13 protein-coding genes are annotated in these 11641 nt (G+C 64.5%); 8 read left to right on the forward strand and 5 right to left on the reverse strand.

Going from position 1 to position 11641, the window contains the following annotated elements; genetic code table 11:
* Positions 1 to 5 precede the first annotated feature (5 nt).
* The gene (locus AWB65_RS25925) at positions 6 to 200 is read left to right on the forward strand and encodes a DUF2905 domain-containing protein (RefSeq protein ID WP_087669883.1); all 195 of its coding nucleotides are present in this window, start codon (positions 6 to 8) and stop codon (positions 198 to 200) included.
* Between the two features lie 21 nt (positions 201 to 221).
* On the opposite strand, the gene AWB65_RS25930 is transcribed toward AWB65_RS25925, so the two are convergent.
* From AWB65_RS25930 to AWB65_RS25945, 4 genes are all read right to left on the reverse strand, one after another.
* Complete coding sequence (locus AWB65_RS25930) at positions 222 to 1469, reverse strand: multifunctional CCA addition/repair protein (protein ID WP_087669884.1); 1248 nt, start codon at positions 1467 to 1469, stop codon at positions 222 to 224.
* Positions 1466 to 2083: a glutathione S-transferase family protein gene (locus AWB65_RS25935; protein ID WP_087669885.1), complete on the reverse strand. Its 618-nt coding sequence runs from the start codon at positions 2081 to 2083 to the stop codon at positions 1466 to 1468. The genes AWB65_RS25930 and AWB65_RS25935 overlap by 4 nt, the downstream gene beginning before the upstream one ends.
* A 22-nt stretch (positions 2084 to 2105) precedes the next feature.
* A complete protein-coding gene (locus AWB65_RS25940; protein ID WP_087669886.1) occupies positions 2106 to 3062 on the reverse strand; it encodes a complex I NDUFA9 subunit family protein in 957 nt (318 codons plus the stop codon).
* 101 nt (positions 3063 to 3163) lie between these two features.
* On the reverse strand, positions 3164 to 5131 hold the full coding sequence (locus AWB65_RS25945; protein ID WP_087669887.1) for a lytic transglycosylase domain-containing protein: 1968 nt from the start codon (positions 5129 to 5131) through the stop codon (positions 3164 to 3166).
* 20 nt (positions 5132 to 5151) lie between these two features.
* On the opposite strand from AWB65_RS25945, the gene AWB65_RS25950 reads away from it, so the two are divergent.
* Positions 5152 to 5745 carry a 5-formyltetrahydrofolate cyclo-ligase gene (locus tag AWB65_RS25950; protein ID WP_087669888.1) on the forward strand — a complete coding sequence of 198 codons (594 nt, stop codon included), beginning with the start codon at positions 5152 to 5154 and terminating at the stop codon, positions 5743 to 5745.
* Positions 5746 to 5772: 27 nt separating this feature from the next.
* Here the strand turns inward: AWB65_RS25950 and AWB65_RS25955 are convergent, their stop codons facing one another.
* On the reverse strand, positions 5773 to 6285 hold the full coding sequence (locus tag AWB65_RS25955) for a winged helix DNA-binding protein (RefSeq protein ID WP_087669889.1): 513 nt from the start codon (positions 6283 to 6285) through the stop codon (positions 5773 to 5775).
* A 175-nt stretch (positions 6286 to 6460) separates the two neighbouring features.
* Between AWB65_RS25955 and pxpB the strand changes: the two genes are divergently transcribed.
* The 6 genes from pxpB to AWB65_RS25985 form a co-directional block, all read left to right on the forward strand.
* Positions 6461 to 7114 (forward strand): 5-oxoprolinase subunit PxpB, encoded by a 654-nt coding sequence (gene pxpB, locus AWB65_RS25960; RefSeq protein WP_087669890.1) that lies wholly within the window; start codon positions 6461 to 6463, stop codon positions 7112 to 7114.
* Positions 7111 to 8142 carry a 5-oxoprolinase subunit C family protein gene (locus AWB65_RS25965; protein WP_087669891.1) on the forward strand — a complete coding sequence of 344 codons (1032 nt, stop codon included), beginning with the start codon at positions 7111 to 7113 and terminating at the stop codon, positions 8140 to 8142. The genes pxpB and AWB65_RS25965 overlap by 4 nt, the downstream gene beginning before the upstream one ends.
* Positions 8143 to 8165: 23 nt before the next feature.
* Positions 8166 to 8912, forward strand: coding sequence for a 5-oxoprolinase subunit PxpA (gene pxpA, locus AWB65_RS25970; RefSeq protein WP_087669892.1), 747 nt, complete (start codon positions 8166 to 8168; stop codon positions 8910 to 8912).
* A gap of 143 nt (positions 8913 to 9055) precedes the next feature.
* Positions 9056 to 9775, forward strand: coding sequence for a DUF969 domain-containing protein (locus AWB65_RS25975; protein ID WP_025527920.1), 720 nt, complete (start codon positions 9056 to 9058; stop codon positions 9773 to 9775).
* The gene (locus AWB65_RS25980) at positions 9772 to 10728 is read left to right on the forward strand and encodes a DUF979 domain-containing protein (protein ID WP_087669893.1); all 957 of its coding nucleotides are present in this window, start codon (positions 9772 to 9774) and stop codon (positions 10726 to 10728) included. The genes AWB65_RS25975 and AWB65_RS25980 overlap by 4 nt, the downstream gene beginning before the upstream one ends.
* Before the next feature lie 360 nt (positions 10729 to 11088).
* Positions 11089 to 11641: transposase (locus AWB65_RS25985; RefSeq protein ID WP_143281812.1), on the forward strand; the 553-nt coding region annotated here is incomplete at its 3' end.

Below are 11641 nucleotides of genomic sequence, written 5' to 3' on the forward strand. Positions count from 1 at the left end.
CCGTCATGATCCGCTGGCTGCTCACCACGTTCGTCGCGCTGTCGATTCTGTCGGCTTGCTGGCCCTGGCTGCGCAAGCTCGGCATCGGGCGGCTGCCGGGGGATTTCACGCTGCGGCTGTTCGGGCGCGAATACCCGTTTCCGTTCATGTCGACGTTGATTCTGTCAATGCTGTTGTCGTTCATTGCGCGGCTGCTTTGATTCTCAACGCCGTGCGTTGAATCACACCGGTCCCGCTTCTTCCAGCGCCGCCTTCACCGCCTCGACGCGCGCATGATGCACCGCGTCCTTGATCCTCGCCGGCTCCTTCGCGTACTGCTGCGCCACCGCGCCCGCATCCACCGCGCGCGCCGCCACCAGCGCCTCGCGCAACCGCTCCGCCTGCGGATACGGCTGCTGCGACAACCCGAGCCGTCCGCGCGCATCCGCGACGCACGCCTGCAGCGCCTCCGCGAACCGTGCCGGCTTGCGCAGCGCGTCGCATCGTTCGAACAGGCGCACGAGCGCCGCCGGCCCCATCTCCATCACGCGATGAATATTCCCGTGCTCCCGCGCAACGAGCAGCGCCAGGTCACGGCACTCGTTCGGCACGCGCAGCCGCTCGCACAGCGGCCGCAGCAAATCGACACTGCGCCCCTCGTGGCCGATGTGGCGCGGCAGGACATCGTCGGGCGTGGTCGCCTTGCCGAGATCGTGCGTCAGCGCGGCGAAGCGCACGGTCAGCGCGAAGTTCTGCGATGCCGCGTAGTCGAGCACCATCATCACGTGTACGCCGGTATCGACTTCGGGGTGATAGTCGGCGCGCTGCGGCACGCCCCAGAGCGCATCGACTTCCGGCAGGATGCGTTCTAGCGCGCCACAGTCGCGCAGCACGGCGAACACCCGCGACGGCGTGCGCTCCATCAATCCACGCGACACTTCCTGCCACACGCGTTCGGGCACGAGCGCATCGACTTCGCCCGCCGCGACCATCTTTTTCATCAGCGCGCGCGTCTCGCCGGCGACAGTGAAATCCGTGAACCGCGCCGCGAAGCGCGCGACCCGCAGAACGCGCACCGGATCTTCGATGAACGCATTGCCGACGTGGCGGAACAGCTTCTTCTCCAGATCGGCGCGGCCGTCGAACGGATCGATCACCGGGCCGGTCAGCGTACCGTCGGGGCTGACTTCGCGCGCCATCGCGTTGATAGTCAAATCACGGCGCGCCAGGTCTTCTTCCAGCGTGACGTCGGGCGAATAGTAGAACTGGAAGCCGTGATAGCCCGCCGCCGTCTTGCGCTCGGTGCGCGCAAGCGCGTATTCCTCTTGCGTCACGGGATGCAGAAACACCGGAAAATCCTTGCCGACCGGCCGATACCCCTGCGCCGCCATCTGCTCGGGCGTCGCGCCGACGACGACGTAATCGCGGTCCACGACGGGCACGCCGAGCAGTTCATCGCGGATCGCGCCGCCGACGGCGTAGATATTCATCGTTCGTCGCCCGCGTCCCTGATCCACGCGGCGACCGCCGGCACCTTCGTCACGCACTCGACGTAACCGCGCGACACGTCGCTCAGTTCGGGCGCGTAGGTATTGAAGCGCATCACGACAGGAGCGTACATCGCGTCCGCGATACCGAACTCGCCGAACAGGAATGGCCCGCCGTACATGCTCAGGCAATCGCGCCAGATCGCCTCGATCCGCGCGATGTCCGAGAGCGCTTCCGGCGTGCGTCCGGTACCCGGCGCGTGCGTTTGAATGGTCATCGTCATGTCGCGGCGCAAATCGGCGAAACCGGCGTGCATCTCCGCGCTGATGCTGCGCGCCCGCGCGCGGGCGGCGGCGTCGCGCGGCCACATCGCGTGTTCCGGATGCTGCTCGGCGAGCGTCTCCATGATCGCGAGCGATTCCCAGATTGCGTCGCCGGAATCGGTGACGAGGCACGGCACCTTGCCCGACGGCGCATGCTCCAGGATCTGCGCCTTCGACTCGGGTCGCCCGAGGCGGATCAGCGTTTCGTCGAAGGGAATTGCAAAGTGCCTGAGCACCAGCCACGGCCGCATCGACCAGGAAGAGACGTTCTTGTCACCGATAACGAGTTTCATAAACACGCGCAAAAAAAGTGGGCTAACGGTGCGCCGTCGCGCGAAATGCGTTGAAGCGCGAGCGTGGGGATTGCCCCGTGAGATACATCGGCGCGATCGCTTCGATGCTCGCCGGCTCGTCGATGCCGAGCTCCGGCGCAAGCGGTCCGCTCGCGACGCTCGGCGTCTTCATCGAATCGAGATTATCGCGCGACATCATCGGTTCGCCGGGCGCGAGTTCGAGCGTCATCGCCTGCACGCGGCCGAGGCTCTCAGGCAATTTGATGATCTTCGCGTGCTTGCCGATCGTCGCGCCGCTGAAACGCACGAGTTCCGCGAGCGTGTAGACCTGCGGCCCGGCGAGTTCGAACACGCGCCCGCTCGCGGCATCCAGATCGAGCACGTTGACGATCGCCTTGGCCACGTCGCCGACGAACACCGGCTGAAACTGCGCGTCCGCGCACGCGAGCGGGATCACCGGGAACACGCGCTCCAGAAACGCGAACTGGTTCAGCAGATTGTCCTCGGGACCGAAGACTACGGAACTGCGAAAAATCGTCGTGGCGAGCGACGAATCACGGATCACCTTCTCGCCGTCGCCGCGCGAGCGCAGGTACATGCTCGGGCCGTTCGAATCGGCGCCGATCGCGCTCATGTGCAAAAGACGCCCCACGCCCTTCGACTCACACGCCGCGACGATCTTGCGCGGCAGTTCGACGTGCGCCTTCGCGAACTCGGGACCGTACGGATCGCCGCGCCGCCCCTGCAGGATGCCGACGAGGTTGATCACCGCATCGGCCTCGGCGACGAACGCGGCGAGTTGCGCCGGATCGTGGACGTCGGCTTCGATCACATCGATGGGGAGCAGGGTGAGATGCGCGGCGTTCGCGCGCCGCCGCGTGGCGACGCGCACGTCCTTGCCGACTTCGACGAGCGCGTTGACGAGATGACTGCCGATGAAACCCGAACCGCCGATCAGCGCTACTTTCTGATGTCGCATATTCGCCTCTGCTGGTGGCGACGGCTCGCGGGTCTTGCTGCGGGGCCGCGCGTGGTGTCGAACGCGCGGCCTTGCCTGAAAGGCGTAAAAAGCGTGAAGGCTTACGGCGCGATGTAGCCGAGGCGCGCCTTGAGCGATTGCGGACGGCCTTCGAACAGCGCCGCGTAATAGACGGTGTTCGACAACACGTTCTTCACGTAGTCGCGGGTCTCGGTGAACGGAATGGTCTCAGCAAAAACCGCGCCTTCCACCGGCCCGGTCAGATCGCCGCGCCACTTGTTCGGACGTCCCGGCCCGGCGTTGTAGCCTGCCGTCGCGAGCACGGGGGAATTGTCGAATTGATTGTAGATCATCGACAAATAGTTGGTTCCGAGCAGGATGTTCGTGTTGATGTCGTTCATCTGCGCGCGCGACACCGGCCCCATGCCGATCTTCTTCGCGACGAGTTGCGCCGTGCCAGGCATCAGTTGCATCAGTCCGCCCGCGCCGACTTCCGAACGCGCATTGATGATGAAGCGCGATTCCTGCCGAATCAGGCCGTACGCCCATTCGACGTCGAGCCCGGTGTTCTGCGCATCGCGCTCGACAATCTCCCGGAACGGCGACAAATAGCGCAAGGAGAAATCGTGCTCGGTCTTCGTCTTGTCGGCGGTGTTCACCGTGCGGTCGAACAGTTCGATGCGGCGCGCGTACTGTGCAGCGGCGAGCAACTGACGATCGGTCATCGAACGCAGCGGCCAGTTCCATTCGCGGTTGCCTTCGAGACGCAGGTTCAGCGCGTAGAAACGCTGCGACAGCGCGAAGCCCGGCACCGACTGCATCTGCGCGATTTCGGCGTCGCTCACGGTCGTGCGCGGCGGGATCGTGATCTTCTGGCCGAGTTCTTCCGAGGCGAGCTGTCCATAGAAGTCGAAGCGGTCCGCGATCGACTGGAATTCCTGCGCGGCCGTGGCGCCGTCGCCTGCTTGCTTGAGCGCGCGCGCGTGCCAGTAGACCCACGCCGGCTGGTTGCGCAGCGACGGCGGCATCTGCTCGACCGACCAGCGCACCATGTTCCAGTCGCCCGCGAGCAATGCAGCCCGCGTGCGCCATTCGTAAGCGGGAACCGATAACGGCGCATTTACCGACAGCCGATACCAGTCCGCTGCGGCAGGCATGCGCTTCAGCGCCGCCTGATAACCGATCGTGCCCCAGCCGATCGCGCGCTCGGGCGCGGTCAGGCTCGGCGCGACCGAGCTGAACGTGGCAGCCGCCATCGCAGGATCGTTGCGCGCCATGCGCGTGATCGCGAGCAGCGTCAGTTGATGCGCCGGTGTGTTCGGCATCACGCCGCGCGCGAGGTAGAGCGGCGGCGTGCTCGTCGCGTTGTCGAAGAGCGTCGGGTCCGGACGTTCCTGTCCGAGCGCATCGACGATCTTCGCGCCCGTGCCCGTATAGTTCTGCTCGTACGCAAGACGAATCTGCTGCCAGACGTCGTCGCTTGAGAATTGCTGCGTGCGAGCCAGCGCGCCGATCAGATCGACGCAACCGTCGCCGTACCATTTCGGATCGACGAGCAGCGCGCGCGCCGCATCCGCGACGTTCTCGCCGCGCGCCGCGCGCGCTCCGAGCGCGTAGCATTTCACCTGCGTGTCGTCATTGAGCACGAAGCGGGAATACTGCTGCTCGAAGTTGCGCCAGTCGTGACGGCCGCCGAGCACGACGAGGTAGTCGTTGCGCATGCGGTCGGCAATCGCCTGACCGTCGTAGCGCTGCAGGAACGAGAGCACGGGCTCGTCGGGCGCATCGACGCGGGCGTGGCCTTGCGAGTCGAAAAGCTGCGGCTTGATCGTGAAGTACTCGATATAGCCAGGCGCCGGATATTCCGGAATCTGCGAGGCGAGCAGCGCGGCTTTGCCTGCATCGTTCGTGCGCGCGGCTTCGCGCAACTGCATGAAGATGCGGTCGTCGGATGAGGGGATGTAGTCGGCGTCGGGACGCACCGCGGAGGCTGTGCTGCAAGCGACGAGCGCCGCTGCCGCGAGTGCCGGAGCGACCGCGCGATATACTCGATTGAGGCGTTTTGACATCGTTATTTCAGGAGCGCGAATTGGTCGAAAGCATAGCACGCAACCCTTCTCCAGAACCGAAAAGCGCGCTGCGCGCGACGCTCCTCGCGACCCGCGAAGCGCAACGCGAAGAAGCCGATCACGCCGCGCGAAACGAAGCGCTCGCGCGCCGTGTGATGGCCGCGATCGCGCAGCATCCGGCGACGTGCATCGGCTTCTACTGGCCGGTCGCCGGGGAGTTCGATGCACGCGATGCGCTCGCCGTGTGGCTCAAGCTCGATGCGTCGCGCCAGGTGGCTTTGCCGGTGGTCGTGGAGCGTCACGCGGCGATGATCTTTCACGCATGGCGCGAGCATGCGCCGATGAAGGCGGGCCGCTATCGCATTCCGGTGCCACTCGAAGAAAAGGCGGTCGTGCCGGACCTGCTTTTGATACCGTGTGTCGGGTTCGACAAGGAGCGCTATCGGCTGGGATACGGCGGCGGGTATTTCGATCGCACACTCGCCGCGTGGCCGTCGGAGAAAAAGCCGGTGAAGATAGGCGTCGCGTATGAATCGGGCAAGTGCGACGCGCTGCCGCACGAGGCCCACGACGTGCCGCTCGACGCGATCGTCACGGAATCTGCTATTTATTGAAGCAAATGACGCGAAGCGGTCGGCGCATCAAAGCGATGCCGCCGCGCGCGCCGCGGTGTCGTAAAGCCCCGACGCATTGCGCATCAATTGCGCCGCTTCGCCGATCTGTTCGTTCGTCAGGCCGCTTTCACGCAGTGTCGTAATCAGACAGCTTTCGCGCACTTCGCGATACTTGCCACAGAGGTCCCGTCCGGCGGGCGTCGCGGAGAAGAACACTTCCTTGCCCGTCTTTTCGCTCTTGACGTAGCCGCGCGCCACCAGTTTTTTCAGTGCATACGTAGCAACGTGCGTGTCCTCGATGTTCAGTACGAAGCAAATGTCGGCGAGCTTTTTCTTGCGGTCGCGATGGCTCACGTGATGCAGGAGCGACACCTCGACCGCCGTCATGTCCTTCGCGCCCGCCGCCGACATGCAGCGCACCATCCAGCGATTGAACGCATTGCTGGCCATGATGAGCCCGTACTCGAGTTCGGAGAGTTCGGCGCTCGATTCGGAGACGAGATGCTCGGAGGAAACGATCTTGGTGGGATGTCGCGACATGGTTTTCGGCCGGTTATCTGTGCGTTCGAGTGTAGCGTATCGACCTTATCGCACGACGATTCGGGGCGATTCGAGCAAACTCTGATAGATAATTTGTTGATAAATTATTGATAATGTACTCTCTGCGACGGCGACGTGCGGTTTTCCGGGCGTCGCGCTAACCTGAAAAGACGGCATGACCAGACCCCGAATCCATCCGCTCGGCGACACCGCTCTCGTGTGCGAAGCGTCGCCGCCCGCCACGCTCGACTGCCAGCGCCGCATGTGGGCGCTCGCCGACAGCGCGCGGCTGTGGCCGCACGTCGTCGAGGTCGTGCCGGGCATGAACAATCTGACGATCGTCTTCGATCCGCTCGCCGCCGACTACGAAAGCCTCGCGCAGCAGCTCGACGACGGCTGGGACACCGTCGCCGATACCGACGCCGGATCGGCCGAAATCGAGATCCCCGTGCGCTACGGCGGCGCGGACGGCCCCGATCTCGCGACGCTCGCCAAGCACGTCGGCTTGTCGGTCGGTGAAGTCGTGAAGCGGCACACGCAGGCCGAGTACGTCGTGTTCTTCCTCGGCTTCCAGCCGGGATTCGCGTACATGGGCGGCCTCGACACATCGCTTCACATGCCGCGCCGCGCCGAACCGCGCCTCGAAGTGCCGGCCGGATCGGTCGGGATCGGCGGGGCGCAGACGGGGATTTATCCGGCGGCGTCGCCTGGCGGCTGGCAGTTGCTCGGGCGCACCGATCTCAAACTCTTCGATCCCACCCGCAACCCGCCGACGCTCATGCAGCCCGGCGACCGCGTGCGCTTCACCGCGCTGGAGGTACGCGCATGATCGACGTGATTCGCGCGGGCGTGCTGACGTCCGTGCAAGACCTCGGGCGCCACGGCTATCGCCATCTCGGCGTGAGTTCGGGCGGCGCGCTCGATGCGCTGTCGCTCGAAATCGGCAACCGGATCGTCGGCAACAAGCCGGATGCGGCGGGCATCGAAGTGACGTTCGGACCGACCGTGCTGCGCTTCAAGCATGCGACGCGCGTCGCGATCACCGGCACCGATTTCGGCGCGACGCTCGACGACGAACCGGTCTATTCGTGGTGGAGCCTGCCCGTGCAGGCGGGACAGGAACTGACCTTGCGTGCGGCCAAGCGCGGGATGCGCGGCTATGTGTGCGTGGCGGGCGGCATCGACGTGTTGCCGATGCTCGGCTCGCGCAGCACCGACCTCGGCGCCTGCTTCGGCGGGCTCGGCGGCCGAGCGCTACGCGACGGCGACCGGCTGCCGGTCGGCGTGGCGCAGCCGCATCCGGGCATCGCGTTTTCGCCGGCCGAGCCCGCGTTCGGCGTGAAGGCCCCGGCGTGGTGCAAGTTCGTGCTCGTCGATGAACCGTTGCGGCGCGGACGGCACGCGCCGGGCGTCGCGTGGTCGATTCCGGTTCGCGTGCTGCGCGGCCCGGAATACGCCAGCTTCACCGCCGAAGCGCTGTCGAATTTCTGGACCGAGGAATGGACGATCACGCCGAACAGCAACCGCATGGGCTTTCGTCTCGCCGGCACGCCGCTCGAACGCAAGAGCAGAATCGACCTTTTGTCGCACGCGGTGCTGCCCGGCACGATCCAGGTGCCGCCGAACGGCCAGCCGATCGTCCTGATGGGCGACGCGCAGACGACCGGCGGCTATCCGAAGATCGGCGCCGTGATCAAGGCGGATCTGTGGAAGCTCGCGCAAGCGCGGCTGAATAGCGGCGTGCGCTTTATTGAGACATCGGTGGAAGAGGCGCGTCACGCGCTCGCCGATGAACGGATGTACGTGAAACAGGTGGAGACCGCCATCGCCATGCACGAGGAGCGATGCGCGAAGTGACCCACGATACTGGAACGACAGTCATGGAAATCGATCTCAATGCCGATCTCGGCGAAGGCTGCGGCTCGGACGAAGCGCTGCTCGACCTCGTCAGCTCGGCCAACATCGCGTGCGGCTGGCACGCGGGCGGCGCCACCGCGATGCGCGACTGCGTGCGCTGGGCCGTCGCGAAGGGCGTGTCGATCGGCGCGCATCCGAGCTTCAACGATCCCGAAAACTTCGGCCGCAAGGAGATGGACCTGCCGGCGTCCGAAATCTACGCGGGCGTGCTGTATCAACTCGGCGCGCTGTCGGCGATCGCGCAGGCGGAAGGCGGGCGCATCGCGCACGTCAAGCCGCACGGCGCGCTCTACAACCAGGCCGCGCGCAATCCCCAAATCGCCGATGCGATCGTCTCGGCCGTGCACGACTTCGATCCGTCGCTGATGATTTTTGGGCTCGCGAACAGCGGGCTCGTCGAGGCGGCGCGCAACTCGGGGATCGTCGCGATCGAGGAAGTGTTCGCCGATCGCGGCTATCGCGCCGACGGCTCTCTGGTGCCGCGCAAGGAACCGGGCGCGCTGCTCGACGACGAAAACGTCGTGCTCGACCGCACGCTCGCGATGGTGCGCGAGCAGCGCGTGCAGGCCGTGAGCGGCGAGTGGGTGCCGCTCAACGCGCAGACGATTTGCCTGCACGGCGACGGCGAACATGCACTCGCGTTCGCGCGTCGAATCCGCTCGGCGCTGACGGCGGCGGGCATCGAAGTGCGCGCGGCGCACGGCAACTGATTGGGGTTTGAGAGAGCACTGAACGCCTCGCGCAACACGCGAGGCGTTTTAGCAAACAGCGGCCGATAGAGCCGTTTTCGCATACCGGTGCGGCGCGCTCGGCCGTACGCATCGGGAACATGACGTCGACGTTTGGAGATCTTATGGGAACCGCAGTCAATCTATGGCCGCTGATAGGCGTGGCCGTCATCATCGTGGGCTTCGTCCTGCGCTTCAATCCGATGCTGATCGTGGCGGCTGCCGCGATCGTCACCGGCTTCGCGGCGCATTTTCCGCTCGATCGCATTCTTGCCGCGATCGGTTCGGGTTTCATGAAGACACGCAATATTCCGCTGATCATTCTGCTGCCGCTCGCCGTGATCGGCCTGCTCGAACGCCACGGCCTGCGCGAGCGCGCGCAGATCTGGATTTCGGGCATCAAGGCTGCAACCGCGGGGCGCTTGTTGATCGTGTATCTGCTGATTCGTGAACTGACGGCGGCAGTCGGCCTGACGGGTCTCGGCGGACATCCGCAGATGGTCCGTCCGCTCCTCGCGCCGATGGCCGAAGGCGCCACCGAAGCGCGCTACGGCAAGTTCTCCGACAAGATCCGCTTCAAACTGCGCGCGTATTCGGCGGCGACCGACAACGTCGGCCTCTTCTTCGGCGAGGACATTTTCGTCGCGTTCGGCGCGATCGTGCTGATGGTCACGTTCCTGAAGGAAGCGGGGATCGTCGTGGAGCCGCTGCACGTCGCGTTCTGGGGCATTCCGACCGCGATCTGCGCGTTCATCGTCCACGGCTTCCGGCTGTGGCTGCTCGACCGGCAACTCGCGAAGGAACTCGGCGCGCTCACCAAAAACGTCGCCGGAGAAAAAGCATGACGCTCACGATCAATTATCTGTTCTATCTCGTCGGCATCGTGCTGGTGGTCGTCGGCGGGATGATCATCACCGACAAATCGCATCCGCGCCGCCTCACCGCCGGCTCGTTCTGGCTCGTGTATGCGCTCATCTTCCTGATCGGCGATTTCCTGCCGCCGACGGTGGTCGGCGTGCTGGTCATCGCGATGGCGCTGATCGCCGGATTCGGCGGCGTGACCGGCGCGAAGCCGAAGATGCTGTCCGTCGAGACGCGCCGCCAGAGCGCGATGCGCCTCGGCAACAAGCTGTTCGTCCCCGCGCTGACGATTCCCGTCGTCACCGTGATCGTGACGCTCGGCGCGAAGTATCTGGTGTTCGGTGGCACGCCGCTGATCGAGCTGAAGAATGTGACGCTGATCGGCTTCGGCATCGGCTGCGTGATCGCCCTCGCGATCGCGTGCGTGATGACACGCGATACCGTCGGGCAGTCGATGAAGGAAACGCGACGGTTGATCGATGCGCTTTCCTGGGCGGCGGTCTTGCCGCAGATGCTGGGGATGCTCGGGCTCGTGTTTTCCGATGCGGGCGTTGGGAAGGCGGTCGCGCATATCACGACGGCTTATGTGAATCTCGATTACCGGCTCGTAGCGGTGGCTGTGTACTGCATCGGGATGGCGCTTTTCACGATGGTGATGGGCAATGGATTTGCCGCGTTTCCTGTGATGACCGGTGGCGTTGGTGTGCCGATTCTCGTCGGCGTATTTCACGGCAATCCGGCGACGATGGTGGCGATCGGGATGTTTTCAGGCTATTGCGGGACGCTCATGACGCCGATGGCCGCGAACTTCAATATGGTGCCAGCGGCGCTTCTGGAATTGCCGGATAAGAATGCGGTGATCAAGGTGCAGGTGCCTACGGCTTTGACGCTGCTCGTCATTAATATCTTCTTGTTGAATTGGCTGATGTTTTTGTGACGGCCGGCCGGCGTGACGGTGATCCCTCACGCCGACCTCTTTTATTGCCATCGAGTACGAATTAACTCCGCGAATCAGCGCACCGTTATACCTTACGTAGCGTTTTCCCAATCCTCTCCCAAAAACCCGTCGGCTTTTTGGCTGGCGCTGAACCCGCGCCAGCCGGATCGGTGGCCGGCGGAGGGCTTTTGCGTGGTTCAGGCATCGACAGCGGCGGCTTCGGAACGGAATCGGTTACTTCGTCGGTCTTGCAGAATCGCGCGAAGCCAAGCGCAGCGTGCGGATAGGTGCAGATAAGCAGTTGCGAAACTCCCAGTTTCAATATGAAATGGGCCTATCTTCTGGGAGTGAGAAGCGCCGATGAGCACACCGGATTTCTTCCGCAGCCGCCTGGACGCGATGATCGATTTGCGGCATCCGCTGGCGGTACTGGCCAACCGGATGCCATGGAGGTCGATAGAAGCGACCTTGACACCGATCTTCGAGCGACGTGCTCGCGAAGGCCGGACGAGCGAGGAGACTGATCTTTTTGGCACGGCGCCCAAGCTGGCGGGTGCGGGCCTTAGCGCTGCCGGACGTCCGCGCCTGTCGATCCGGCTGATGGTCGGGCTGCTCTATCTGAAGCACGCCTACAACGAAAGTGACGAATCGGTTTGTGAGCGCTGGGCACAAGACGTGTATTTCCAGTTTTTCTGCGGCGAGGAGTATTTTCAACCGCACATGCCGTGCGATCCGACCAACCTCGTGCGCTTTCGGCAGGCGCTGGGCGAAGCTGGTGTCGAGGAGTTGCTCGCGACGACAATTGCAGCGGCCGTGGAAATGAAAGCAGTGAGGCCGGCCGAGTTCGAGCGCGTGATTGTCGATACGACGGTCCAACAAAAAGCGATTGCCTATCCGACTGACAGCCGTTTGC

The sequence above is a fragment of the Caballeronia humi genome, assembly GCF_001544475.1.
GTDB lineage: Bacteria > Pseudomonadota > Gammaproteobacteria > Burkholderiales > Burkholderiaceae > Caballeronia > Caballeronia humi.